The sequence below is a fragment of the Tsukamurella sp. II2bb genome (genome assembly GCF_057815145.1).
This window is the reverse complement of the sequence record NZ_JBYPZI010000003.1, coordinates 312,425-337,225: the sequence shown is the minus strand read 5'-3', so window position 1 is coordinate 337,225 and position 24,801 is coordinate 312,425. Positions and strand designations below refer to the sequence as shown.

The window sequence follows — 24,801 nt, the reverse complement described above, 5'->3', positions numbered from 1 at the left end:
CGATCGAGTCGGTCACGACTTCCGCCTCTCCTGTGCCAGTGCGAGGGCCGCGGCCGCGACGGTGCCCGCCGCGTCGCGGTGCCCGGTGCCGCGAGCGGCGGCGCTCATGGCGGCGAGCCGCTCGGGATCCGTCGCGAGCGGGATCACGGTCTCGCGGACGACGTCGGCCGTGAACGCCGCGTCGTCGACGAGGAGACCGCCGCCCGCGGCGACCACCGGGCGCGCGTTGAGCGCCTGCTCGCCGTTGCCGTGCGCGAGGGGAACGTAGACCGCGGGCAGCCCGACCGCCGCGACCTCGGCCACCGTCATCGCGCCCGACCGACAGACGGCGAGGTCGGCGGCGGCGTAGGCGAGGTCCATTCGGGACAGGTAGGGCACTGCGACGTACCCGGGAACGTCGACGTCCACGGAGTTCTTGGGGCCGTAGGCGTGCAGCACGCCGATGCCCGCGTCGGCGAGGTCCCGGGCGGCGCCGGCGACCCCGTCGTTGAGCCGGACCGCGCCCTGACTGCCGCCGAAGACGAGGACGACGGGACCGTCGGCCGGCAGCCCGAAGTGGGCGCGGGCCTCGGCGCGCAGGGCCGCGCGGTCGAGGGCGGTGATCGAGCCGCGGACCGGGATGCCGACGACCTCGGCCGCGACGCCCGAACCGGGGACCGCGGCGAAGACCTTGGTGGCGAGCCGCGCGCCGACCTTGTTGGCGACGCCGGCGCTGGCGTTGGCCTCGTGGATCACGATCGGCACGCCCATGCTGCGCGCGGCGAGGTAGGCGGGCAGGGCGACGTAGCCGCCGAAGCCGATCACCACGTCGGCGCCGGTCTCGCGCAGCACCTTCCGGGTGCGGCGCACCGCGCCGGTGAGGGTGATGGGCAGCTTCGCCAGATCCTTGCCGGGCTTCCGGGGCAGGGGCACGGGCGGGATCATCTCGAGCGGGTAGCCGCGCTCCGGGACGAGGCGTCCCTCCAGCCCCTTCGGCGTGCCGAGGGCGGTGACCACGGCGTCGGGCCGCAGGGCCCGGACGGCGTCGGCCACCGCCAGCGCGGGTTCGATGTGTCCTGCGGTGCCGCCACCGGCCACGACCACCGAAACCGATCGAGAAGAACTCACCACGCCCGTCTGCCCTTTTCCTGTCCTCGGCGCCGCTGCTGCTGCCGCGGCGCGTTCCGCTGTCCGGCGCGCTCGCCCCGCCAGGGCTCCGAGGTCCGACCCACCGAGCGCATGGGCGGGAGTTCCCGGCGCCGGGTCAGGCTCTCGTCACCGTACGGGTGTCGATCGTACGGTGACGGCGCGGACCGCGGCGAAGGTGCACGTCGGAGGGGTGCGGGCGCGGGGCGGTCCCGACGGGGCGCCGGGCCGCGGCCGGCCGGCCGCTCGGGGCGCGGCGGGATGTAGGGCAGCGGCTTCGGCAGGCGCAGCAGGCGTCCGGCGCGGCTCTCCCGGCCCCCGGCGAGCGCGGCGATGGCCTCGGGCTCGTGCCGGGCGGTGTTCGCGAGCAGGCCCATCATGAAGAGCACGAGGATGACGGAGTTGCCGCCCGCGGAGAGCAGCGGCAGCTGGATGCCGGTCACGGGGAACAGGCCGACGACGTAGCCCATGTTGATGATCGCCTGCAGGGCGATGAGCGTCGTGATCGTGGCGGCGGCCAGCCGCAGGAACGGATCGGCGACCCGGCCGGCGATCCGCATGCCGACCCAGGTCAGGATGCCGAACATGAGGATGACGACGCCGGCGCCCAGGTAGCCGAGTTCCTCGCCGATGATCGCGAAGATGAAGTCGTTGTGGGCGTTGGGCAGGTAGCTCCACTTGGCGGTGGAGTTGCCGAGGCCCACGCCGAACAGGCCGCCGTCGGCGAGCGAGTACCGGGCCTGGTTGGACTGGTAGTTGGCGCCGAGCGCGTCGTCGGTGCGGCCCAGCCAGGCCTGCACGCGGGCCGAGCGGTAGCCCTCGGCGAGCGCGAAGAAGACGCCGAGCAGGGTGAAGACCACGATCAGCGAGGCGATCAGCTTCGACGAGAGGCCGGCGTAGTACAGCAGCATCGCGCCGACGCCGACGATGATCATGGCGGTCGACTGGTTCGGCTCGGCGACGACCAGCGCCGCCATGAGCACCACGACCGGGCCGAGCGGCAGCAGCAGTTCCTTGATGTTGCCCTTGCGGCCGCGGTCCGCCAGGAGGTGCGCGCCCCAGATGATGAGCGCGACCTTGGCGATCTCGGAGGGCTGCAGGGTGAAGCCGCCGAGGTCGATCCAGCGCCGGGCGCCGCCGACCTTCGTGCCGACGCCGGGCACGAGGACCGCGGCGAGCAGGGCGATCGAGACGAGGACGCCGCCGAGCGCGACCCGGCGCAGCAGCGCGGGCCGCAGGTACAGGGCGAAGACGAAGGCGACCACGCCGAGTCCGACGTAGATCAGCTGGCTGGTGAACTTGTCGTAGGGCGAGCCGGTGGCGCTGATGTCCTCGACGGAGGACGCGGAGAGCACCATGATCAGGCCCATCACCGTCAGCACGGCGGTCAGGCCGAGCACGATGTGGAACGAGGCGAGCGGCCGGCGCAGCGCCGTCACGAGCCCGACGGCGGCGCTGCGCAGGAGGGAGGCGCCGCTGCGGGCGACCTCCGCGCTCGACCGCGCCGCGGAGGCGGCGGCCGCCCCGCGGGCGCCCACCCCGCCGGCACCGTCGGTGGACGCGCCGGTCTCCTGGGGCTGCGCGTCGAACTCGGTGCTCTCGGGCGCGTTGAGGGCGCCGGGGGCGAGATCGGTGTCGGTGTCGGGATCGGAGCCGGCCGTGGCCTTGCCGGTGCGGCTCACGATGCGGCTCCGAGCGCGCGGGCGGACGCGGCGAAGCTGTCGCCGCGGTGCCCGTACGAGGTGAACATGTCGAGCGACGCCGCCGCGGGTGCGAGCAGCACGACGGGTGCCGGAAGCGGAGCGAGCGGGCCCGATTCACTACTGCGGGCGTCGCCGGCGCGCGCTGCGGCGCCGGCGATCCTCGCGGCCTCGGCCACGACGGCCGCCATCACCGCATCCGCACCGCCGGACACTCGTACATCGACTGCACCAGACGTCCCTACAGAACGATTTGCATCATTAGTCACAGGAGACACAGGAACATCGTCGCCCGAAGACACCCGAACCACGGGGACATCCGGCGCGTGTCGCGCCAGTGCTCGCGCGATCTCCTCCCGATCCACGCCCAACAGCACCGCGCCCACGAGCCGCGGCGCGACGCGCTCGACCAGGGGGCCCACGTCGGCGCCCTTGAGCTGGCCGCCCGCGACCCAGACCACCCGCTCGTGCGCCTCGATCGAGTTCAGCGCGGCGTGCGGGTTGGTGGCCTTGGAGTCATCGATGTAGGTGACGCCGTCGACCTGCGCGACGGGTTCCGCGCGGTGCGCGCCCACCCGGAACGCGGCGAGCGCCTCCCCCGCCTGCGCGGCGGTCACGCCGACGGCCTGCGCCAGCGCGGTCGCGGCGAGGGCGTCGGCGACCCCGGCGGGGCCGGGCGGCGAGACCCGGTCGGCGGGCAGGATCGGCGCGCCGGCACCGTCGACCAGCAGGCCCCCGCGCACGCCGTACTCCCCCGGGCCGGGCTCGCCCGTGGTGAAGCCGACGGTGACCGTCCCGCGCAGGCCGGAGGCCACCGGATCGTCGAGGCCGATCACCGCGAGCTCGCCGGACAGCGCGCGCGCCTTGTCGGCGGTGTACGCGGCCATCGAGCCGTGCCAGTCGAGGTGGTCCTCCGCGATGTTGAGCACCACTCCCGCGCGCGGGCGGACCGACGGCGCCCAGTGCAGCTGAAAGGACGACAGCTCGACGGCGAGCACCCGCGGGTCGGCGGCGTCGCCGAGGGCATCGATCACGGGGCGGCCGATGTTGCCGCAGGCCACGGCGCGCACGCCGGCGTGCAGCAGGATCGACTCGAGCATCTGCGTGGTCGTGGTCTTGCCGTTGGTGCCGGTCACCACGAGCCAGTCGCGCGGCGGGCCGAAGACGCCCGCGCGATCGACGCGCCAGGCCAGCTCGACATCGCCGATCACCTCGACGCCCGCGGCCCGGGCCGCCGCGACGATCGGTGCGTTCGGGCGGAAGCCGGGCGCGACCACGACGAGCGCGTACCCGGACGGGTCGTGCCCGTCGAGATCGGCGACCGTCACGCCCGGCACCTCGGCGGCGACCTTGGCGCGGGCCTCGGGCTTCCCATCGGCGACGGTGACCGCCGCCCCGAGCCGCAGCAGCGCCCGCGCGACCGCGGGCCCCGTCACGCCGCCGCCGGCGACCAGGACCGCGGTGCCCGGTCCCGGAAGCACGTCGGGCAGCATCAGACGACCGCGCCGGAACCGAGGAAGTCGGCGTAGAAGAGCACCAGTCCCAGGCCGCAGGCGATGGCGGTGAGCAGCCAGAACCGGATGATCACCGTGGTCTCCGCCCAGCCGGAGAGCTCGAAGTGGTGGTGGAAGGGCGCCATCCGGAAGACGCGGCGGCCCGTCGAACGGAAGACCGCGATCTGCACGACCACGGAGACCATCTCGGCCACGAACAGGGCGCCCAGCACCACGGCGAGCAGCTCCGTGCGGGTGGTGATCGACAGGCCCGCGAGCAGGCCGCCCAGCATGAGCGAGCCGGTGTCGCCCATGAAGATCTTCGCGGGCGCGGCGTTCCACCAGAGGAAGCCGAGGCAGGCGCCGCCCGCCGCGACCGCGATGAGCGCGAGGTCGAGCGGGTCGCGCACGTCGTAGCACCCGGCGACCTGCTTCGTCTCGCACGCGTAGCGGAACTGCCAGAAGCTGATCAGCACGTAGCTGCCGAGCACCATCGCCATCGAGCCGGCCGCGAGACCGTCGAGACCGTCGGTGAAGTTGACGGCGTTCGACCAGGCGGAGACGACGAACCAGCAGAAGACGACGAAGACGATGGAGTACAGCGACAGCGTGTTGATGTCACGCGTGTAGCTGAGGAACTGGCTGGCCGGGCGCACGCCGTTGGCGTTGGGGAACTGCAGCACCAGCACGCCGAAGATCACCGCCGCGATCGTCTGGCCGACGGTCTTGGCGGTCTTGTTCAGGCCCAGGTTGCGCTGCTTGCGCACCTTGATGAAGTCGTCCAGGAAGCCGACGATCGCGAGCGAGGTCGCGAGGCCGAGCACCAGCAGGCCGGAGGCGCTGGGCGCCGGGCCGGACTTCCAGCCGAGCAGGTGCGCGCCGAGGTACCCGGCCCACAGCGCCACGACGATCGCGACGCCGCCCATCGACGGCGTCCCCCGCTTCTTCTGGTGGCTCTGCGGCCCCTCGACGCGGATCTCCTGGCCGAAGCCCTGGCGGGAGAAGACCCGGATCAGGACGGGCGTGAGCAGGATCGCCACGGCCAGCGAGATGCCTCCCGCGAACAGGATCTGGATCACTTCGGTGACTCCCCGTTCTCGTTATCGGTGCGCGGGCCGGCCGTGCCCAGGTGCTCGGCGACCTCCCACATCTTCTCGGACTTCGATGCCTTGACCAAAACCAGGTCACCCGGTGCCAGCTCGGCGCGCAGCCGCTCCACGGCCTCCTCGCGGGTGTCGACGCGCACGGCCTCGCTCCCCCACGAGCCCTCCATCACGGCGCCCTGCCACAGCGCGTGCACCGCGCGGGAGGTGCCGACGCAGATGGTCGAGGTGATGTCGAGCCGCACCAGGAAGCGGCCGAGGCGGTCGTGTTCGAGGATCGAGTCCTCGCCCAGCTCGCCCATCTCGCCGAGCACCGCGAAGGTGCGGCGCCGCTGCCGCCCGGGCAGCCGCTCCCCCGCCTCGTCGTGCTCGGACATGAGCACGAGGCTGCGGAGCGCGGCGCGCACCGCGTCGGGATTGGCGTTGTAGGTGTCGTTGACGACGGTGACCCCGCCGTCGGTGGTGAAGACGTCCATCCGGCGCGGCGAGGCCGCCCCCGCCGACGAGAGCGCCGCCGCGATCTGGTCGACGCTCGCGCCGCACTCCAGGCCGACCGCCGCGGCGGCCAGGGCGTTGTGCACCTGGTGTTCGCCGTGCACCTTGAGCGCCACGGGCGCGGAGCCCGCGGGGGTGCGCAGCGTGAAGGAGGCGCGGGCCTGCGCGTCGATCCGCACGTCCGCGGCCGCGACCTGCGCCTCCCCGGTTCCGTAGAGGACCACGCGAGCCGCCGTCCGCGAGGCCATCGCGGCCACGGCAGCGTCATCCGCGTTGAGGATCGCGAGCCCGTCCGCGGGCAGCGCCTCGACCAGCTCGCCCTTGGCGCGGGCGATCGCCTCGCGCGAGCCGAACTCGCCGAGATGCGCCGTGCCCACGTTGAGCTCGACGCCGATCCGGGGCGGCGCCACCCGCGCGAGCGCCGCGATGTGGCCCTCGCCGCGGGCCGACATCTCCAGCACCAGGAACTTCGTCGACGCGGTCGCGCGCAGCGCGGTCCAGGGATGGCCGATCTCGTTGTTGAACGAGCCCGGCGGCGCGACGGTCTCGCCGAGCGGGCGCAGCACCGCGGCGATGAGGTCCTTCGTCGAGGTCTTCCCCGCGGAACCGGTGACCCCGACGACGGTCAGCCCGCCGTCGGCCAGGGTCCTCGTGCAGTGCGCGGCCAGGTCGCCGAGGGCCCGCAGGACCGCGGCCCCGGCGCCGTCGGTGTCGTTCTCCAGCGCCATCACGCGGTTGTCGGTCTCGCCGGAGACGGGCACCACGACCGCGGGGACGCCGACGGGCCGCGCGCCGAGCACGGCGACCGCACCCTTCCGTACCGCCGCCGCGGCGAAGTCGTGCCCGTCGGCGCGGGCCCCGGGCAGGGCGAGGAACAGGCCACCGGGGCCGATCTCGCGGGAATCGAATTCGACGGTGCCGGTGACCTTCGCCTCGGGGTCCGGGACGTCGTGCAGCGTGCCGCCGACGATCGCGGCGATCTCGCGCAGGGTGAGCTCGATCATGCGTCTGCCTCCCCCGCGGCGCGCCGCGCGTCCAGTGCGGCCGCGAGCTCGTCGCGGTCGTCGAAGGGGTTCTTGACCCCGTGGATCTCCTGGCCCGCCTCGTGGCCCTTGCCCGCGACCAGCACGACGTCGCCGGTGCGGGCCCAGTTCACCGCCTCGATGATCGCGGCCCGGCGGTCGCCGATCTCCCGAACCTCACCGCCGCCGGCGACGGCGCGGGCGCCCGCGACGACGGCCGCGCGGATGGCGGCCGGATCCTCGGTCCGGGGGTTGTCGTCGGTGACGATGACCAGCTCGGCGGCGCGCGCCGCGGCCTCGCCCATGAGCGGCCGCTTGCCGCGGTCGCGGTCGCCGCCCGCGCCGACCACGACGGCGATGCGCCCGCCCGACACCTCGGCCTGGCCGCGCAGCGTGGCGATCACCGCGTCGAGCGCCGCGGGCTTGTGCGCGTAGTCCACCACGGCGAGGAAGTCCTGCCCGCGGTCGATCCGCTGCACTCGGCCGGGCACGGCGACCTCGCCGATGCCCCGAGCCGCGTCGGCGAGCGGGACGCCCGCCTCGTGCGCGATCACCAGCGCGAGGGCGGCGTTCGCCACGTTGTAGGCGCCCGGCAGGCCCACCGCGGCGGCGACACTCCGCCCGTCCGGGCCGCTCAGCGTGAACCGCTGGGTGCCGTCGGCGTGCGCGGCGACCCCGCCCGCGGTCCAGTCCGCGGGACCGGTGGTGGCGACAGTGACCAGCGGCAGACCGGACGCGCGACGCAGCTCCGCCATCCGCCGGCCCCACTCGTCGTCGACGCAGATCACCGCGCGAGCGCAGACCGTCTCCGGCCCTCGGTCGCCGGGGAGGAAGAGCAGCGACTTCGCCGCGAAGTAGTCCTCCATCGTGGGGTGGTAGTCCAGGTGGTCCTGGCTGAGGTTGGTGAACGCGCCGACGGCGAAGCGGCTGCCGCCCGTCCGGTTCTGCGCCAGGGCGTGCGAGCTGACCTCCATCACCGCGGCGGTCACCCCCCGCTCGACCATGGACGCGAACAGGCCCTGCAGCGCGGTGCCCTCGGGGGTGGTGAGCGAGCTCGGGACGTCGACCCCGGCGATGCGGGTCCCGACGGTGCCGATCAGCCCCGTCGGGTGGCCGCCCGCCGCGAGCGCCGCCTCGACCAGGTAGCTCGTGGTGGTCTTGCCGGAGGTGCCGGTGATGCCGATCAGCGTCATCCGGGCCGACGGTGCCCCGTACACCACGGACGCGACCGGCCCGAGGACCGACCGCGGGTCGTCGTGCAGCAGGACGGGGACGTCGACACCCTCGGCGGCGAGGACGGCGGCACCGTCGGGATCGGTGAGGACGGCGACGGCCCCGGCCTCGACGGCTCCGGCGGCGAACCGCGCGCCGTGCGTCGCGGAGCCGGGGACGGCGCAGAACAGGTCGCCGGGCCGGGCGTCCTGGGCGCGCACGGTGGCCCCGGTGAGGAACAGCTCGGCGGGTTCCGCGCCGGCGAGCGTCACGCCCGCGACCTGCCGGGCGACCTCGGCCGGCGTGGCTCCGCGGGGGTGGGCGGGGCGGGTGAGAGTCGATTCGGGCACCGGTAGATCCTACCCGCCGGTTAACTACTTACCGGCCACCAACGTCAACGGCCGCGACGGCGGCGAGAGCGGGACGCCGTACTTCTGCAGGAGGAAGGACGTGATGTCGTGGAACAGCGGCGCCGCGGACTGGCCGCCCGAGCCGTCGGAACTGCGGGTCGGCGCGTCCATCATCAGGCCGACGACGAAGCGCGGGTCGTTCGTGGGCGCGACCCCGGCGAAGGTGATGTTGTACAGCGAGTTCGAGTAGGCCTTGGTCACCGGGTCGACCTGCTGCGCGGTGCCGGTCTTGCCGCTGATCTGGTAGCCCTCGACCGCGCCCGGCGCGCCGGTGCCCTGCTGGTAACCCATCGGGTCGCGCTGCAGCGCCGCGCGGAACATGTCGAGCACGGTGCGGGCGGTCTCCGGGCTCATCACCCGGACCGGCTCGGCGCCGGACGCGGGGTTCGCGGCACCGTCGATCTCCTTGATGATGCGCGGCGGGATCCGGACCCCGTCGTTGGCGAGCGCCTGGTACATGCCGGCCATCTGCAGCACCGTCATCGACAGGCCCTGGCCGATCGGCAGGTTCGCGAAGGTGCCGCCGGACCACTGGTTGCGCGCCGGGACGGAGCCGCCGGACTCGCCGGGCAGGCCGACCCCGGTGGCCTTGCCGAGGCCGAAGCGGTCGACGTAGTCGGCGAACGCGTCCTCGCCCACCCGCTGCGCGAGCATCAGGGTGCCGACGTTGGACGACTTACCGAAGACGCCCGTGGTGGTGTACGGCTCGGTGCCGTGCGCCCAGGCGTCCTTGACGGTGACCCCGGCCATGCGGATCTGGCCCGGGACCTGGAGCACCTCGTCGGGCTTGGTCTTGCCGCCGTCGATCGCGGCGACCGCGGTGATCAGCTTGTTCACCGAGCCCGGCTCGAAAGGGGTGGTGACGGTGAGGTTGCCGGTGCGCGCGGAGTCCGGCTGGTTGTTCATGCCGTTCGCCGGGTTGAAGGTGTTGTCGACGGCCATCGCCAGCACCTGGCCGGTCTTGGCGTCGAGGACCACCGCCTGCACGCTCTTCGCGCCGGACTTCGCCTTCGCCTGCGCGACGGCCTGCTGGACGAAGAACTGCACGTCGTTGTCGAGGGTGAGCACGACGCGGGCGCCGTTCGCGGCGGGGTGGACGTCGCGGGTGCTGCCGGGGATGACGGCGTTGTCGGAGCCGCGGTCGTAGGTGCGCGAGCCGTCGGTGCCGGCGAGGATCGAGTCGAGCGAGGACTCGAGGCCGATCAGGCCCTGTCCCTCGAAACCGGTGGTGCCCACGACGTTCGCGGCGAGCGAGCCGCCCGGGTAGTTGCGGATCGACTGCCGCTCGGCGCCGACCTCCTCGTACTCGTCGGTGATCGCGGACGCCTTGGCCGGATCCACGCCGCGGGCGAGGTAGACGAAGGTCTCGTTGCCGCGCATCTGCTCGAGCAGCTTCTGCTCGCTCACGGCGTCGCCGAGGACGGAGACGATCTTCTTGGCGATCGCCTGCAGCCGGTCGTCGACGGACACCGGCTCCTCGGTGCTCGCACCGCTGCGCTTGGCCTCGACGGCCTTGTCGTACTTCTCCTGGAGCTGCTTACGGATCACCACGGGCTGCATGGTCAGCGACTTGGCCTCCATGGTGAAGGCGATCGGCTGCCCGGAGCGGTCCGTGATCGAGCCGCGGACCGCCGGCAGCACCTCCTTGACCTGCCGCTGGCTCTCCGCCTTCGCGGACAGGCTCGGGGCCTGGACGAACTGGACGACGCCGAGCCACACCGCGATGACGGCGAAGACGGCGACGATCACCCAGCCGCCGAACCGGGCCCGGCCGACGAAGGCGGTCGAGACCTCGGGCGCACGCCCGCCCTTGACGCGGGCGCGGGCCGACTGGGGTCCGGGCTTCGGGGCGGGCGTGCGCGCGGCCCCCGTCCGGGCGGCGGGCCGGGTCTTCGTCGACGTGCGCTGAGCGCGGGTCACCGGGGCGTCCCCTGCGCGGGAGCCTGCGCCGCCGGGGTCGGGGCGGGGTTCTGCGCCGGGGGACGGACGGGGCTCGGGGTCGGGCTGGATGCGGCCGCCGACGGTGCGGTCGCCGGCGTGTTCGCGACGGTCGGGCTGCCGGGATTCATGGTGACCAATTGTTCCCCGCCCGCGGGTGCGGACCCGGGATTCCCGGCGACCGGCGTGCCGGACCCGTTCGACGTGGCGCCGCTGGGATCGCCCGTCCGCGGCGCGGGCGGGTTCAGCGCCGGCTTGGCCACGCCGGTCGCGGGCGCGGGCTTGCCGACGACGAGCACCTTGCCGTCGTCCTTGCCGACCAGCACCGGGACGGTGCCGGCGGGGATCATGCCGAGGGCGGTGGCGCGCTCCGCGAGCCCGGGCGCGCTCTCCCCCGACTTCACGTCGCGCTCGAGCGCCGCCTTCTTCTCCGCGAGGGAGTTGTTCACGGACTCGCGCTTGCGGAGGTCGTAGGAGTTCTCCGCGCTGCCGGTGGACAGCCACAGCGTCAGGCCCAGTCCGGCGCAGACCAGCGCGATCAGGGCGAGCACGAACGGGACCCGGCGCACCACGGTCCGCGGGTCCGGCAGCCGCGCCATCAGCCCGGCCGACTCGGCTCCCGCGCGATGCCGGCGCAGCGCCCGCTCGGCCGGGGTCTCCCGCAGGGTGCCGCCCGCGTCGAGGACGGCGCGCTGCTGCTCGACACGCTTGCGCCGGCGATCGAGGGCCCGCTGCGCGGACGACGACCGGGGGCGCGCGGTGTCCCGGTCGTCGCGGCGCGCGGGGGCGCGCCGGGCCCGGGTGTCCGGGGTCGACGGTGCCTGGGTCGCGTTCGGTGCGGTCATCGCGCGCTCCTCGTGCTGCGGGTCCGGTCGGTGGGGTCCTCGAGGCGGCGGGCCGCGCGCATCCGCACGGGTGCCGCCCGCTGGTTCTCGGCGATCTCGTCGTCGGTGGCGCGCTCGGCGCCGCGGGTGAGCAGTTCGAAGGTGGCGCCGGTGCCAGGCAGGTCGACAGGCAGGCCGGCGGGCGTGGTCGACCGCGTGCGTTCGGCGAGCGCGGCCTTGACGATGCGGTCCTCGAGCGACTGGTAGCTGAGGAAGACGATCCTGCCGCCGGGGGCCAGCGCGTCGAGCCCCTGCGGGACGGCGGCCTCCAGGGAGGCGAGCTCGGCGTTGACCTCGATCCGCAGGGCCTGGAAGGTGCGCTTGGCGGGGTGGCCGCCGGTGCGGCGCGCGGGCGCGGGGATCGTCGCGTACAGCAGTTCGACGAGGCGGCCGCTGGTGGTGAAGGGCTCCTTCTCGCGCTCCTTGAGCACCGCGGAGGCGATCTTGCCGGCGAACCGCTCGTCGCCGTAGCGCTGCAGGATCCGCGCGAGATCGCCGTGCGAGTAGGTGTTGAGCACGTCGGCCGCGGTCAGCGGGTCCTCCGCGTTCATCCGCATGTCGAGCGGCGCGTCGACGGAGTAGGCGAAGCCGCGCTCGACCCGGTCCAGCTGCATGGACGAGACCCCGAGGTCGAACAGGATCGCGTCCACCCCCGGCCCTCCGCCGGCGCGGCCGATGCCGAGCTCGTCGAGGGCCACGGCCATGCCGTCGTAGCGGGTGTGGACGGGAACGAAGCGATCGCCGAAGCGGGCGAGGCGCTCGCCGGCGATGGCGTGGGCGTCGGTGTCGCGGTCGAGGCCGACGACCCGCGCGGTCGGGAAGGATTCGAGAATCAGCTCCGCGTGCCCGCCGGCGCCGAGGGTCGCGTCGACGTAGACGGCACCGTCGTGCCGCAGGGCCGGGGCGAGGAGCTCACGCACGCGGGTCGCGAGGACGGGCACGTGACCGAACTCCGAGCCGGTTCGTCCGCTCCGCGGGTCGACGGGCATGAGTCCTCCAGGGCACACGGTGGCGTTTGACAGGGTTTCGTGGCAGGTGGAGCGGGGTCCCCGCCCGACCCGTACCTGGCGTTGGGGAAGTACGTCAGGGCCGGTTCGGGCGCAGGCCTCGGTCCACCTGGACCGGGCCGCGCGCGAGCGCGGTCGTCAGAAGATCGCCTTGAGCGATTCGGACTGCGGCTGTGCGTAGTCGTCTTCGTGCTGTGCCTGGTAGGCGTCCCACGCCTCCGCGTCCCAGATCTCCAGGAATCTCCGCGATCCGACGACGACGCAGTCCTTGGTCAGGCCCGCGTAGCGACGGTGATCGGCCGAGAGCGAGATCCGCCCCTGGGAGTCGGGCCGCTGGTCGTCCGAGCTGGCGAAGAAGTTGCGGTAGAAGGCGCGTCCCGCGGGGTCGGTCCATTCGATGGCATCCGCCTTCTCGGCGATGCGCTCGAACTCCGCCTTGGGGTACACCGTGAGGCTTCGATCCTGTCCTTTCGTGATCGTGAGCCCACCCGCCAGTTCCTCGCGGTACTTCGCGGGGAGGGTGAGCCGTCCCTTGTCGTCGAGCTTCGGCGTGTAGGTACCCGTGAACATCACGGCCACCTCCCGCCTACCCCGAGGGGTTATCACTGGATCGAGACTTCAGACTAGCTCGTCTCTCTCCAGTGCGCCCCACATTACCCCACCATCCACCACTTTCAACCACATCGCCGTGCGTTTCGCGGCGTTTTCTCAGAGTTACAGCAGGTCATTGCCGTGGTGAGAAGTGGGGCGCCGCGCGCGCCGCGGCGCTGCGCGGTTCGTCACACCTGCGGCGACACCCGCGATCAGCGCGACCAACGGGACGCCTGAGACGAGATTGGCGCCGACAGGGCGCATGGTGGGGAGATGTGGGGAATGCGGGTGGGGAGAAGTGGGGACTCGCACCCGTCCCCTACGAGAAGCCGGCCGTCCCCCGCGCGGCGCCGAATCCCCCGCCCCGCGGTTCAGCCCCCACCGGACGCCGGTCGTGCCATGGGGGCTCAGCCGTCCCCCACGCGGCGCCCGGTCCCCCACGAGACGCCACAGCGGCGTACGACACGATTTCGCTCAAGGCGCAACGAAAAGAGCCGCCGACCCTCGGGTCGGCGGCTCTCTCACGGTATTCAGATCACGGGAAGCGGCGGCGGAAGCGCTCCTCCATCCGGGCGACGAAGGACTGCCGGGAGGCACGACCGCCGCCCGTGGAGCGCCCGCGGCCCGACGATGCGCGGACCGATCCGTCCTCCCCGACGGTGCCGCGCGGCCCCTTCCTGGTGGGACCGGACCACAGCGCGTAGACCACCGAGCCGAACATCAGCAGGAAGCCGACGAGGCCCACGATCACCGTGTATTCGACCTTGGGCAGCAGCATTCCAGCGATGAGCAGCATCAATCCGACCGCGAAACCGATCGCGGCGATGACGCGACGCTTGCCCGTCGCACCGGCGAACCGGCCGCCGCGCACGTTCGACGCGAACTTCGGATCTTCGGCGTAGAGCGCGCTCTCGATCTGGTCGAGCATGCGCTGCTCGTGCTCGGAGAGTGGCACGTTCCCCTCCTTCAGCACTCGTGGGTTCCAACTCCTGCTTTCATGATACGAGGCTTGCGACCCGACGACCACCATCGGCCGAACTCTCAGCGTTCACTGTGACAAATCAGGCGGCACGACTCAGATCGGACTCGACCGAATTCAGGAAGCTCTGGACGCGGGCGTGCAGGACCGCGACCTCCTCGGCGGTGACCGAGCGCGCCGTGGTCTCCAACGCCGCGACGACGCCCGAGACCGAGGTGAAGTAGGCGACCCACTCCGCGTACCCGGGCGCGGCCTTCGCCAGGCGCAGCCAGGCGTTGCGAGTGGGACGGCGGACCCCCGTCTCCCGCTCCGCCAACAGCGCGGCCGCCCCGCGCAACGCCGCGTGGTAGATCTCGCGGTACTGATCCGCCGGAGCGGGAGAGCCGCCGGCGCGGGCGAGGAACTGATCCGCACGGTCGAGGATGCGCGACGCGCCCGACTCGCCGATGCGACGACGGGAACCGACGTGATCGATCCGTGCCTTCGATTCGACCATGGCCTTCCTCCTGCTCCGTGGAACCGACTTCGCTGTCACTGCGTGTTGTACCGGACGGGACTGACACGTAACGCTTCCCTCGTTCCGCGCCAGTCCCGCCGACGAACCCGGACCGGTGACCCGAGCCCCGGCGCCAGAACACGTGCACCCATCCGACGGTCCGTGATCGAACAATCATTCGATCACTTCTAATATAGCGTGAGCATCCGACACGTCAAGGGGAGGAAATCCGTGACCGCAGTGCCGTCGCCGTCGCCACCACGGATCCAGGCCCTGTCGCCGCAGGACGCCACCCTGTGGCTGCCCGCCGCCCTGCAGATCTACGTGGCTGCCATGGACTACCCCGCCGGGACGGAGTCGCACCGGCTGCCGATGTGGCGCGAACACCTGAACCGGCCCGGGTACGCCGCCTTCGGCGCGGTCCAGGCACTGCCGGCCGCGGACGGCCGCGTGACCGACCACCTGGTGGGCATCGCCTACGGCTACAGCGGCGCCGGCGATCAGTGGTGGAACCGCCAGCTCCGCGTCGGCCTCGGCCGGCGCGGCCTGACCCCGTCCCAGATCGAGGCCGTCGCCGCGTCCTACTTCGAACTCACGGAGTTGCACGTGCACCCCACGGCGCAGGGGCAGGGCGCGGGCGCCGCGCTCCTGCGTGCCCTCCTCGCCGGCCGCCCCGAACCGCGCGTGCTGCTCTCCACGCCGGAGGTCGCCGCCGAGCAGAACCGGGCGTGGCGCCTCTACCGCCGCACCGGCTTCTACGACGTGCTGCGCGACTTCCGCTTCTCCGGCGATCCGCGCCCCTTCGCCGTGCTGGGCCACGACCTCCCGTTCGTCCCGCCGTCGCCGTGAGCACCGCGCTCGACGTCGCCGTCGTCGGCTCCGGCCACAACGCGCTGGTCGGCGCCGCGTACCTGGCGGCGCAGGGCCGTTCCACCGCCGTCTTCGAGGCGGACACCGTGCCCGGCGGGGCGGTCAGCACCGTCGAACGGTTCCCCGGATACCGCGTCGATCGCGGCTCGTCGGCGCACCTGATGTTCCGGCACACCGGGATCGCCGAGGAGCTCGGCCTCGCGGCGCACGGGCTGCGCTACCTGGACTGCGATCCGTGGGCCTTCGCGCCCACGCCGCCCGGAACGGACGCGCCGCCGATCCTCTTCCGGCAGGACCTGGACGCGACCGCCGCGTCCATCGCCGCGGCGTGCGGCGCGCGGGAGGCGGCGGAGTACCGGCGCTTCGTCGCGGACTGGACGCCCCGTGCACGGGCGACCATGGCCGCCTTCGGCTCCTCCCCCAGCGCGCCGCGGCTCGGCCGCGCCTTCTGGCCCACCAAGGGCCGCGCGAGCCTGACCGAGATGTCCCGCGCCTACCTCGCGTCGGGCGATCAGCTGCTGGACGAGTACTTCGACGACGAGCGGCTCAAGGCCGCGCTCGCCTGGTTCGGGGCGCAGTCCGGCCCCGCGATGAGCGAGCCCGGCACGGCCCCGATGGTCGGCTTCGCCGCCCTGATGCACACGCTGCCGCCCGGCCGGGCCGTCGGCGGCAGCGGCGCCCTCACCCGGGCCCTGATCTCCCGCCTGTCGGCCGACGGGGGCACCGTCGAGCCGGGCGCTCCGGTCACGGCCCTGCGCCGCACCGGACGGGAGTGGGAGGTCACCGTCGGCGGGCCCGACGGTGCCCGGACCGTCCGGGCCCGCACCGTGCTCGCCGGCTGTCACGTCCTGACCACGCTGGACCTCCTCGAACGCGGCGGCTACGACGCCGCGCGCCTCGCCGGGTGGCGCCGCAGCATCCAGGTCGGACCGGGCGTGGGGATGGTGCTGCGCCTCGGCACGACCGCGCCGCCCGCCTTCGCCGGCGTGCCGCTCGCCGAGCAGTCCGGGCTGGGCCTGCTCGTCGCGGACCGCGGCCACCTGGCCCGCGCCCGCGGGGACATGCTGGCGGGGGACGCGCCCCGTCGGCCCGCGGTACTGGCGATGACCTTCTCCGGCCTGGACCCGTCCATCGCGCCGGCCGGGCGGCACAACACCACACTGTGGGCGCAGTGGTACCCCTACGCCCTCGCCGAGGGCGCGTGGGCGGACGTGGCGGAGCGCGAGGCCGATCAGATCGTCGCGGAGACGGCGCGCTGGGCCCCCGGCTTCGAGGACACGATCGAGCACCGGTTCGTGCAGACCCCGTCGACCCTGGAGTCCGAACTCGGGCTGCTCGGCGGGAACGTCATGCACGTGGAGATGGCGCTGCACAACATGCTGCTGTTCCGGCCGGTCCCGGCGCTCGCGGGCGGCCGGGTCCCGGACGCGCCCGGCCTGGCTCTGGCTGGCGCGTCGATGCATCCGGGCGGCGGCGTGAACGGCTCGAGCGGGCGGATCGCGGCGCGGCTGCTCGCCCGGGACCTGGGGCACCTGGCACGATGGCGAGCGTGATTCTCCGAAGGATGTTCGCGGCGTTGGCGGTGCTCGCGCTGGTGGCCGCCCCCGCGGCGTGCTCGAGTCCCGGCCCCGGCGACCGCATGTCCGGCAAGATCGTCGCGGCGCAGACGCCGGCGGCGAACCCGCAGGGACCGCAGATCGCGGCACCGGGCGAGCTGAAGGGCCTCGCGGAGGTCAAGGCGTACGACTCGAACGGCAGAGTCGGCACCCAGATGATCTTCGAGAACATCACCTTCGGCCAGTTCAACCAGGTCGGCGACGTGGTCTCCCAGGCCTTCGACACCTCGTCGGCCTCGATCAAGATGCGCGTGCAGCGCACCGGCGGCACGGTGATCCTCTCCGGCACCGCCGACCTGTCCTCGTTGCCGCCGAACTCCGCGGTGATCGTGGTCTCGCTGCAGTTCCCCGGCCCGGTCCGGGCGACCAACGGTCAGCAGGAGGCCGACGACCTCGTGACCTGGACGCTCAACGGCGGCACGTCCGCCGCGCTCACCGCCGAGGCCGAGTACGCGGACCCGTCGATCGCCTCGTTCACCACGTGGGCGTGGATCACCGCCGCGGTCTCCTTCCTGGCCGCCGCGCTCGTCGCCGCGCTCGCCTACACGCGCCGCGACCGCAGCCCGAAGCCCGGCCAGGAGTCCGACGAGCCCGAGTCGGTCATCGAGCTGCCGCAGTGGCTGCGCGAGAAGCTGCGCCGCTGACCTGCGGGCACCCGCCACTAGGGCGTATCTCGTAACCGTTTGAGCCAGAGGACGATGCCGCGGAGCAGGACACCGCCGCAGTAGTTGGCGTTGTACTTCTCGTAGCGGGTGGCGATCCCGCGCCACTGCTTGTGGGTGCTGAATCCGCGTTCGACGACATTGCGATCGCGGTACTTGACTGGGTCGAAGCCGGGCGGCCGGCCACCGGCGGACCCCTTGTTCTTCCGGTTCCAGATCTGATCGGCGCGTTCGGGGATAACCGCGGTGATGCCCCGCATCCGCAGCAGTGCGCGGGTCGCCGCGGACGAGTACGCCTTGTCGCCGAGGACGGTGTCCGGGCGGGTCCGGGGCCGGCCGCGGCCGCCCCGGGGTACTCGCAGGGTGTCGAGCAGGTGGGTGAGCATCGAGCTGTCGCCGCCCTGCCCGGGACCGCAGATCACCACCAGGGGCAGTCCGTGGCCATCAACGAGCAGGTGGATCTTCGTCGACAGTCCGCCCCGCGACCTGCCGATTCCGTGATCAGCAGGTTCCTGCGCCAGGTTCTTGTAGTTCGATAGATCCCCCTGTGAGGGCGGCGCCGCGGGGCAGGTTCGTCCCGTGCTAGTGCGCCCGGTTGATCGTCGAGTCGATGCTGACGTCCCAATCGATCAACGCCGCGGCGTCGGCGTCGGCGAGCGACGCGATCAGGATCTTCTCCCAGGTGCCGTCCTTGCTGAACTGGTCATGGCGCCGCCACACCGACTGCCACGCGCCGAACTCGGCCGGTAGATCCCGCCACGGGGCACCGACCTGGAAGCGCCAGATGATCCCCTCGATCACGGTGCGGTGATCACGCCAGAGCCGCCCACCTTCCGGGACGGCGCCGGCATCAACGGCTCGATCCGCGCCCACATCTCATCGGTCAGGACCTGAACTCTCGACACCGAAGAAACTCGGCCCCACGAAACCGAAATCGGTTACGAGACACGCCCTAGGAGCGCCTGTCGCATGGTGGCGGTGGAGAACCTGGCCGACTATCTCACGCAGATGGCGATCAACGTCGCGCGGATCAAGGCGAAGCGGCCGCAATTGGCACGGCTTCCCCGCCCGTCGTGGAGGGCGATCACCTGCCGCGGCGACTGGGCGCCGGTCCAGCGCCGACTGTCTGGCCCCGTACACGGCGACGGGAAACTTGCGTGCAACGATGTGCGGTCTGCTCTCCGTGAGATTGCCACGATGGGTGCCAGTAACCGGGACGTGGGGTGACGGATGGTGCCATGTCGTCTTCCAGGGGAGGTGCGCCCTCTGCGTGCGCGGATATCAGGCGTGACCGCTCGAACTCAATAGGGTCCGGGGGCAATTCCGGCCGCGTGCGGCCCGCCTCCCGACGCGGATGGCCGCGTAGCTGCGATGTTGCCGGCACTGTCACCGGGGTCAACGAAGTGTCACGAGCCCCGGTTCGGCGACATGTGCGGTAGGTGCCGTCGCATTACTTGATCGGCCCATGCAACGCCGATTTGGGCGACGAGACCTACGTTGCCGATCTGGCAGTGATTGCTAGCTTCGTCCGCCTGCGTGAATGTGGACGTGCTGATCGACCTCGCGTTCGTCAGGTTCTTGACCTGCCGCGCGAGTTGCGGGTAGGGCACGTAGTGGTCATCGAGGCCCGCGAATAGGAGAACGTCTGCGGTGACGAGGTGCGAGATCTTTCGTGTGTGGGTTCGGCGCATGACCTGAAGGAAGTCGAACGGCGTCGAAGTGCCGGTGATGTACATGCCTTGCCTGATGCCCCATTCGGCGATCGGGGAGCTCGCTATGCGCCGACGGGCGATCAGGTTGATGAGCCGTCGGGCGCGCAGGTCTACGAGCAGTCGCAGGGGGACTTCGATTCCAGGCCGGATCTGTGCCGCCACCGAGCCGAGCGCGTCGTCGAGCACGTCGAGGGAGATCGAACGAGCAATCCGATTGTCGAAGGCAGCTGCACGAAGTACCAGACCTCCTCCGAGTGAGACGCCGATCGCAGTGACAGGGTCTTGAAGTCCGAAGTGGTCCAGGATGGCCGTCACCGGTCGCTCCCACTCAGGGGTGAAGTGCAGCGCGTGATCTTCTAGCGCTCCACCCTGACCGGGGCCGTCGAATGCGATAACGCGGAACCCGCGGTCCACCATGTCGGCGAGCAGGGGGAAGAACTCCTCGACGTAGCTGTCGAAGCCACCGAACACCACCAAGGTGTCGTGTGCCGGGTCGTTCGGTCGCCAGTCGTAGGTTGGCAGTACCCCGGTCTGGTGTTCATCGGCGTACGCCACCGAGATCGGTGTGGCCGCGTACATGGACCTCATCGCTTTGAGGAAGCGGGCGCGTGCACCCGCGCGCCGCTCATCACTGGGGAGCATGAAGAACTCGGCTGCGCGGTCGTAGTACGCCGCAGCAGCGTCACGGCCCGCAGAACGCGCGCGATCCGCCAGAGCGAGGAATCCATCGATCCAGTCCGGGTACGTCTGGCAGGTCCGGCCGAGGCCGGCCACCTCGGGGATGGCATCCTTCCCGATCCACTGAACCCAGCGGTTGCACTGGAAGTTCACGCTCACATCGGGATGGAAGACGTGGTAGCCCACGACGCCTTCTGCGCGCGACCATCCGCGCGTGCCTCTTACGCTCTCGCTCATCGCCACTCCTATCACAAGTACACTTGCAATAAATCATGATGCCCCGAGTGACGCAAGTCGTCCTGCATTAGTCTGAGAACATGGCAGCCGGTAATCGATTGGGGCGTCGTGGCGAAGCTCTGCGAGAGGCCGTGCTCGCGGCCGCAATCGACGAGATCGCTGAGGTCGGCTTCGACGCGGCGTCGGTCAAGGGGATCGCTGCCCGCGCCGGCGTTCACGAGACGTCGGTCTACCGTCGGTGGGGAACGCGGGAGGCGCTTGCCCTCGATGCGCTGCTGGGCGCGAGTGCCGACGCGATTCCCATCCCAGACACCGGCAACCTGCGCGACGACCTCATCGAAATCTCCCGCAGCGTCGCGGCGTTCATCTCCACACCGATTGGTCGCGCTCTACTGCGTGCTGGCGCTATTAGCGACGCCGCAACGGACGCCCAGCGTGAGGCCTTCTGGAACGGCCGGTGGTCACAACTCGCAGCTGTCATCGATCGTGCCAAGCTTCGTACCGAACTCAGAGAGGGCGTCGACGGCTCTCTCATCCTAGAAGCCGTCGTCGCGCCGCTGCACATGCGCGCGCTCCTCACTCAAGCTGAGATCCCGGAAGGCCTGCCGTCTGCTGTCGTTGATCTGGTGCTGCGCGGCGCGCTCTAGGCGCTCGGCCCCTGACAGAGCTCGGACGGTGTCTGCGGCTGCTTCGGGTACCTGTTCCTCAGCGAGCAGTTTGCGCACCTGTTCGGTGGTGCGCATCGCCCGGCGCGTTGTCGTGGTGATCGCGATGGTCGCCGCGAGCACTCCCGTCGCGACGATGGGCCACCACCCGGGCCGGACGCAGCCGGCGGTGACGTGGCTGCAGCGCGTCGGAGGTTCTCCCTCGTTCAACCAGCCACGCCGCTACCAACGTGGTGGCCGGGTACAGCTAGGCGCTTTCCTTGAAGTGAATGAAGGGCGGCTACGCGCGGGTAGCTGCCCCCTCGCGGGGGACCGTCGTCACCGCACGGGGTGACGAGACAGCGCGGCGCCGACCAGGCCGTCAACGACGCTGTGCAGGACATCTTGCGGGTTCTGCGCGTCGATGCTGGCGAGGAAGCCGGACAGTTCGACCAGCACGACTCCGTGCACGGATGCCCAGATCTGTACCGCCAGGTCGAAGGCTGCCGAACTGTCAACGGACGGCGCGCCGTCGATGACGCGGCGGACCGCCCTTAGGTGCACGGCGAAGGCTGTGGAGCCCTGCAGGAGCTCGGTACCGTTGCGCATGTAGCCGCCGACCGGGCCCACGGCGTACATCACCCGATAGAGGTGGGGATGCGCCAGCGCGAAGGCCCGGTACTGCTCGGGGATCCAGTGCAGATCGGCGACGGGGTCGTCGGTGTGCGGAACCGCGGCGAGCTCATCGGTCAGCAGGCCGAAGCCGTGGTCGACGATGCTGGCGATGAGGCCGCTGATCGATCCGAACTCGGTGTACACGGCCATCGTAGTGGTCCCCGCGCGGGTGGCGACCTTCCGCGTGGAAAGTGCGTCGGGGCCGCTGTCCTCGAGCAGCTCGACGCCGGCCCGGGTCAGGAGTTCGCGCCGCGAGGTCGTCGATGTCGTCACCACTCCAGGCTACCGCAACAGTTATGTCGATGCCATAACAGTGATATGAACGAGGTTGAAGCCGCCTGGCGACGGATCGTGCTGCGCCGAGCATTGCTGACGGCCGTGCTCGGCGCGGCTGTCTTGTACACGCCACTGGCGGTGAACTACATGTGGTTTGCGTTCGATTCCGACGCGGGCCGGTGGCAGGACGCGCTGACCGCCGCGGTCAACGGCGGCGACTACACCTACCGGGCCGGGTCGGTCGACTCCGTGCGGATGGTCGACTACCTCGACAACCGCTGGGTGATGCTCGTGCACACGGGACTCGGCGGGATCGCGCTGCTGCTGATGGTGCACCAGTTGGCGCCCAGCCTGCGGCGGCGGAGCCTGGCCACCCACCGTTGGGTGGGGCGGGTCTATTTCGTCCTGATGGTGATCAGCATGCTGACCGCGCTGATCTTCCTGATGTCGGTCGACCCCGTCGAGGCTCTGATCGGCAACGCCTTCTACCTGCAGCTGTGGGCGCTCGACTTCGGGACGTTGCTGAGCGGCGCGCTGGGCCTGCTGGCGATCCGCCGGCGCAACCTGCTGGGACATCAGGCGTGGATGTACCTGAACTTCGCGCTCATGATGACCGCCCCGTTCCTGCGGGTGATGTGGATCTTCGCCGCCCCGCTGTTCCCCGATCAGGTGCTCCTGGACAACCTCGGCATGGGCTCGAGCATGCTCGGCGTCATCGCGCCGGGCGGCGCGGCCATCGCCATGCAACTGTCGCTGCGGTCGCGCGGCGGCAGCGGATCGGCGCTCTGGGGCGCGGTCCCGAACGTCCGCGCCGGCCTGCCCCTCCTGATCGGGCTCGTCGGCGGCGCGCTCCTGGTGCTGCGGTACCGGCAGGTCGACGACGTGCTCCCGGCAGGCATCGTCTGGGTCCCGCTCGGCGCGGCCGCGGCCTACCTCGCGGTGTGCGCCCTCGGTGCCGCGCGCAGCGCGCGGCGGGAGGACCGAGAGCTGCAGGCCCGATGGCGGATCCTGCTCTGGGGAGCGGCGACCGCGCCGATCTCGGCGCTCGTCGTGGACCTCGCGGCCGGCGTGCTGTGGGGCGCCCCGTCGGGGCTGCTGGCGGGCCTGATGGTCGGCATCGCGTTCCCGATCCTCGTCTCGTACACCCTCGTCGTGCACGGCCTCGCCGGCACCGCCGGTATCGGCTCCCCTCCGCGCCGGGCGGCTGTGCGTCGCACGATGCACAGTGTCTGACTCCCACCCCTGTCCACCCGAACACCGAGGAAACGACATGACCGACAACACCATCGACTTCGCCACAGAGTCCGAGGTCGACAACGCGCTCCGCGAACTCGCCCACGGCGCCGTCCGCTGGGCCGCCCTCGATCACCGCGCCCGCGTCGACGTCCTGCGCCGCACGCACCGGGCCATCGGTGATGCCGCGGAGCAGTGGGCGCTGGCCGCGATCGAGGCGAAGCGCGTTCCCGCCGGCCGGCTCGAGGGCGAGGAATGGATGTCAGGGCCCTACGCAACGCTGTCCGGGTTTGCTGCCGCGATCGAGAGCCTGGAGAAGCTCGCCGCGGGCAAGTCGCCGCTCGACGGTGTGAAGTCCGGTTCCGCGCCGGGCGGCCGAACGACCTTCCGGATGATGCCGGCGAACCTGTACGAGTTCAACCTGTTCAACGGGTTCAGCGGGGACTTGTGGCTGCGGCCCGGCGTCACCGCGGAGGAGGCGGTCGCGAGCGCCGGGCTCGGCGCGAAGCGGCTCGGCGAGAACGGAGGCGTGGGACTGGTGCTCGGCGCCGGGAACATCTCCGCGATCGGCCCGCTCGACGTGCTCTACGAGCTCATCGCCTTCAACCGGGTGAGCGTGCTCAAGCTGAACCCGACGTTCGCGGGACTGACCGACGCGTACGAGGCGGCCTTCGCCCCGTTGATCGAGGAGGGCTTCCTCCGGATCGTCAACGGCGACGCCCAGGTCGGCGCATACCTGACCGGCCACTCCGGGATCGGCCACATCCACATCACCGGCTCGGGGATCACCCACGACCTGATCGTGTGGGGGCCCGGCGGCGACAAGTCCGGGCCGCCCCGGCTGGACACGCCGATCAGCTCCGAGCTCGGCGGCGTCTCACCGATCATCATCGTCCCCGGCGAGTGGTCGAAAGAGGACCTGAGGTTCCAGGCCGAGAACGTCGCGACGCAGCGACTGCACAACGGCGGCCACAACTGCATCGCCGGGCAAGCGCTGATCCTCTCGGACGAGTGGGCCCAGCGCGAGGACTTCCTCCGCGAGCTGCGTGACGTCCTCGCCGGGCTCCCGGCCCGCGCGTGGTACCCGGGCACGGACCGCAAGGTCGCTTCGGCGCGGGCGGCCTACCCCGCCGCGGAGGACGTCAACGGATGCGTCCTCGTCGAAGTCGGGGCGGACACGTCGACGGAACTGCTGACCACCGAGTACTTCGGGCCGGTCCTCGGCCACACGACGGTGCCCGGCACAGGGGAGGAGTTCTTCCGCAACGCCATCGATTTCGCCAACGACCGGCTCGACGGCTCGCTGGGGGCGAGCATCATCGTCGCGCCCGAGGACCGCAAGGCGATCGGCGAGAGGTTCGACGCCGTCCTCGCCGACCTGCGGTACGGCACCATCGGCGTCAATGTGTGGAGCGCGATCGGCTTCCTGGTCCCCGCGCTCAGCTGGGGCGCCTTCCCGGGCAACACGCTCGCCGCCGTCGGCTCGGGTATCGGGATCGTGCACAACGCCCACCTGGTCGAGGACGTCGAGCGCAGCGTGCTGTGGGCGCCGTTCCGCCCGTTCCCCCGGTCCGTCCTGCACGGTGAGCTCGCGCTCTCCCCGAAGCCCGCCTGGTTCGTCACCGCCGCATCCGCCAAGGAGACCGCGCAGGGGCTGACCCGGTTCGCGAAGGCTCCGAGCTGGGCCAAACTGCCTGGCATCTTCCGAAGCGCCTTCCGCGCCTGACGCACCGCAGACTGCCA

Annotated in this window: 21 protein-coding genes and 1 pseudogene; 7 read left to right on the top strand and 15 right to left on the bottom strand. The window is 71.7% G+C overall.

The window, feature by feature from the left end; all coding sequences use genetic code 11:
• Positions 1-12: 12 nt before the first annotated feature.
• The 12 genes from murG to AC21LY_RS10015 all read right to left on the bottom strand — a co-directional run bounded on the left by murG (position 13) and on the right by AC21LY_RS10015 (position 14,455).
• Entirely contained in the window at positions 13-1,110 is a 1,098-nt protein-coding gene (murG, locus tag AC21LY_RS10070) for an undecaprenyldiphospho-muramoylpentapeptide beta-N-acetylglucosaminyltransferase (RefSeq protein ID WP_489046321.1), read from the bottom strand.
• On the bottom strand, positions 1,104-2,807 hold the full coding sequence (ftsW, locus tag AC21LY_RS10065; protein ID WP_489046320.1) for a putative lipid II flippase FtsW: 1,704 nt from the start codon (positions 2,805-2,807) through the stop codon (positions 1,104-1,106). Before ftsW ends, murG begins: the two co-directional genes overlap by 7 nt.
• Positions 2,804-4,318, bottom strand: coding sequence for a UDP-N-acetylmuramoyl-L-alanine--D-glutamate ligase (gene murD, locus AC21LY_RS10060; protein WP_489046319.1), 1,515 nt, complete (start codon positions 4,316-4,318; stop codon positions 2,804-2,806). Before murD ends, ftsW begins: the two co-directional genes overlap by 4 nt.
• Positions 4,318-5,397: a phospho-N-acetylmuramoyl-pentapeptide-transferase gene (mraY, locus tag AC21LY_RS10055; RefSeq protein WP_489046318.1), complete on the bottom strand. Its 1,080-nt coding sequence runs from the start codon at positions 5,395-5,397 to the stop codon at positions 4,318-4,320. The genes murD and mraY overlap by 1 nt, the downstream gene beginning before the upstream one ends.
• Entirely contained in the window at positions 5,394-6,920 is a 1,527-nt protein-coding gene (locus AC21LY_RS10050; protein ID WP_489046317.1) for a UDP-N-acetylmuramoyl-tripeptide--D-alanyl-D-alanine ligase, read from the bottom strand. Before AC21LY_RS10050 ends, mraY begins: the two co-directional genes overlap by 4 nt.
• The gene (locus tag AC21LY_RS10045) at positions 6,917-8,500 is read right to left on the bottom strand and encodes a UDP-N-acetylmuramoyl-L-alanyl-D-glutamate--2,6-diaminopimelate ligase (protein ID WP_489046316.1); all 1,584 of its coding nucleotides are present in this window, start codon (positions 8,498-8,500) and stop codon (positions 6,917-6,919) included. Before AC21LY_RS10045 ends, AC21LY_RS10050 begins: the two co-directional genes overlap by 4 nt.
• 24 nt (positions 8,501-8,524) lie before the next feature.
• Positions 8,525-10,480 (bottom strand): peptidoglycan D,D-transpeptidase FtsI family protein, encoded by a 1,956-nt coding sequence (locus AC21LY_RS10040; protein ID WP_489046315.1) that lies wholly within the window; start codon positions 10,478-10,480, stop codon positions 8,525-8,527.
• The gene (ftsL, locus tag AC21LY_RS10035) at positions 10,477-11,343 is read right to left on the bottom strand and encodes a cell division protein FtsL (RefSeq protein ID WP_489046314.1); all 867 of its coding nucleotides are present in this window, start codon (positions 11,341-11,343) and stop codon (positions 10,477-10,479) included. The genes AC21LY_RS10040 and ftsL overlap by 4 nt, the downstream gene beginning before the upstream one ends.
• A complete protein-coding gene (gene rsmH, locus AC21LY_RS10030; RefSeq protein ID WP_489046313.1) occupies positions 11,340-12,371 on the bottom strand; it encodes a 16S rRNA (cytosine(1402)-N(4))-methyltransferase RsmH in 1,032 nt (343 codons plus the stop codon). The genes ftsL and rsmH overlap by 4 nt, the downstream gene beginning before the upstream one ends.
• Positions 12,372-12,527: 156 nt before the next feature.
• Positions 12,528-12,959 (bottom strand): division/cell wall cluster transcriptional repressor MraZ, encoded by a 432-nt coding sequence (mraZ, locus tag AC21LY_RS10025; protein WP_489046312.1) that lies wholly within the window; start codon positions 12,957-12,959, stop codon positions 12,528-12,530.
• Positions 12,960-13,515: 556 nt separating this feature from the next.
• Positions 13,516-13,935, bottom strand: a complete 420-nt coding sequence (locus tag AC21LY_RS10020; RefSeq protein ID WP_489046311.1) for a DUF3040 domain-containing protein — start codon at positions 13,933-13,935, stop codon at positions 13,516-13,518.
• A gap of 106 nt (positions 13,936-14,041) precedes the next feature.
• Positions 14,042-14,455, bottom strand: coding sequence for an SAV_6107 family HEPN domain-containing protein (locus AC21LY_RS10015; RefSeq protein WP_489046310.1), 414 nt, complete (start codon positions 14,453-14,455; stop codon positions 14,042-14,044).
• Between the two features lie 231 nt (positions 14,456-14,686).
• Here AC21LY_RS10015 and AC21LY_RS10010 point away from each other — a divergent pair, with 231 nt between their 5' ends.
• From AC21LY_RS10010 to AC21LY_RS10000, 3 genes are read left to right on the top strand one after another with little or no spacing between them, the layout of a single operon-like run.
• Complete coding sequence (locus AC21LY_RS10010; protein WP_489046309.1) at positions 14,687-15,304, top strand: GNAT family N-acetyltransferase; 618 nt, start codon at positions 14,687-14,689, stop codon at positions 15,302-15,304.
• Positions 15,301-16,878, top strand: a complete 1,578-nt coding sequence (locus AC21LY_RS10005; protein ID WP_489046308.1) for a phytoene desaturase family protein — start codon at positions 15,301-15,303, stop codon at positions 16,876-16,878. Before AC21LY_RS10010 ends, AC21LY_RS10005 begins: the two co-directional genes overlap by 4 nt.
• On the top strand, positions 16,875-17,585 hold the full coding sequence (locus tag AC21LY_RS10000) for an LppM family (lipo)protein (protein ID WP_489046307.1): 711 nt from the start codon (positions 16,875-16,877) through the stop codon (positions 17,583-17,585). The genes AC21LY_RS10005 and AC21LY_RS10000 overlap by 4 nt, the downstream gene beginning before the upstream one ends.
• Positions 17,586-17,602: 17 nt before the next feature.
• Here AC21LY_RS10000 and AC21LY_RS09995 read toward each other — a convergent pair.
• Positions 17,603-18,508: pseudogene (locus AC21LY_RS09995) on the bottom strand (IS5 family transposase).
• 64 nt (positions 18,509-18,572) lie between these two features.
• On the opposite strand from AC21LY_RS09995, the gene AC21LY_RS09990 reads away from it, so the two are divergent.
• Entirely contained in the window at positions 18,573-18,830 is a 258-nt protein-coding gene (locus AC21LY_RS09990) for a hypothetical protein (RefSeq protein ID WP_489046306.1), read from the top strand.
• Positions 18,831-19,009: 179 nt separating this feature from the next.
• Here AC21LY_RS09990 and AC21LY_RS09985 read toward each other — a convergent pair whose 3' ends face one another.
• Positions 19,010-20,230 carry an alpha/beta hydrolase gene (locus AC21LY_RS09985; RefSeq protein WP_489046305.1) on the bottom strand — a complete coding sequence of 407 codons (1,221 nt, stop codon included), beginning with the start codon at positions 20,228-20,230 and terminating at the stop codon, positions 19,010-19,012.
• Positions 20,231-20,310: 80 nt separating this feature from the next.
• Between AC21LY_RS09985 and AC21LY_RS09980 the strand changes: the two genes are divergently transcribed.
• Positions 20,311-20,877: a TetR/AcrR family transcriptional regulator gene (locus AC21LY_RS09980; protein WP_489046304.1), complete on the top strand. Its 567-nt coding sequence runs from the start codon at positions 20,311-20,313 to the stop codon at positions 20,875-20,877.
• Positions 20,878-21,213: 336 nt separating this feature from the next.
• Here AC21LY_RS09980 and AC21LY_RS09975 read toward each other — a convergent pair whose 3' ends face one another.
• Complete coding sequence (locus tag AC21LY_RS09975) at positions 21,214-21,822, bottom strand: TetR/AcrR family transcriptional regulator (protein ID WP_489046303.1); 609 nt, start codon at positions 21,820-21,822, stop codon at positions 21,214-21,216.
• A 45-nt stretch (positions 21,823-21,867) separates the two neighbouring features.
• On the opposite strand from AC21LY_RS09975, the gene AC21LY_RS09970 reads away from it, so the two are divergent.
• The gene (locus AC21LY_RS09970; RefSeq protein ID WP_489046302.1) at positions 21,868-23,058 is read left to right on the top strand and encodes a DUF2306 domain-containing protein; all 1,191 of its coding nucleotides are present in this window, start codon (positions 21,868-21,870) and stop codon (positions 23,056-23,058) included.
• 37 nt (positions 23,059-23,095) lie between these two features.
• The gene (locus AC21LY_RS09965; RefSeq protein WP_489046301.1) at positions 23,096-24,784 is read left to right on the top strand and encodes an aldehyde dehydrogenase family protein; all 1,689 of its coding nucleotides are present in this window, start codon (positions 23,096-23,098) and stop codon (positions 24,782-24,784) included.
• Positions 24,785-24,801: the final 17 nt, after the last annotated feature.

What these genes read in the sequence shown, in the direction of transcription:
- murD (WP_489046319.1), bottom strand. Translation starts at nt 4,318, where the DNA reads ATGCTGCCCGACGTGCTTCCGGGACCGGGCACCGCGGTCCTGGTCGCC.
- AC21LY_RS10050 (WP_489046317.1), bottom strand. Translation starts at nt 6,920, where the DNA reads ATGATCGAGCTCACCCTGCGCGAGATCGCCGCGATCGTCGGCGGCACG.
- ftsL (WP_489046314.1), bottom strand. Translation starts at nt 11,343, where the DNA reads ATGACCGCACCGAACGCGACCCAGGCACCGTCGACCCCGGACACCCGG.
- rsmH (WP_489046313.1), bottom strand. Translation starts at nt 12,371, where the DNA reads ATGCCCGTCGACCCGCGGAGCGGACGAACCGGCTCGGAGTTCGGTCAC.
- mraZ (WP_489046312.1), bottom strand. Translation starts at nt 12,959, where the DNA reads ATGTTCACGGGTACCTACACGCCGAAGCTCGACGACAAGGGACGGCTC.
- AC21LY_RS10015 (WP_489046310.1), bottom strand. Translation starts at nt 14,455, where the DNA reads ATGGTCGAATCGAAGGCACGGATCGATCACGTCGGTTCCCGTCGTCGC.
- AC21LY_RS09990 (WP_489046306.1), top strand. Translation starts at nt 18,573, where the DNA reads ATGGTGGCGGTGGAGAACCTGGCCGACTATCTCACGCAGATGGCGATC.
- AC21LY_RS09985 (WP_489046305.1), bottom strand. Translation starts at nt 20,230, where the DNA reads ATGAGCGAGAGCGTAAGAGGCACGCGCGGATGGTCGCGCGCAGAAGGC.
- AC21LY_RS09980 (WP_489046304.1), top strand. Translation starts at nt 20,311, where the DNA reads ATGGCAGCCGGTAATCGATTGGGGCGTCGTGGCGAAGCTCTGCGAGAG.
- AC21LY_RS09970 (WP_489046302.1), top strand. Translation starts at nt 21,868, where the DNA reads ATGAACGAGGTTGAAGCCGCCTGGCGACGGATCGTGCTGCGCCGAGCA.
- AC21LY_RS09965 (WP_489046301.1), top strand. Translation starts at nt 23,096, where the DNA reads ATGACCGACAACACCATCGACTTCGCCACAGAGTCCGAGGTCGACAAC.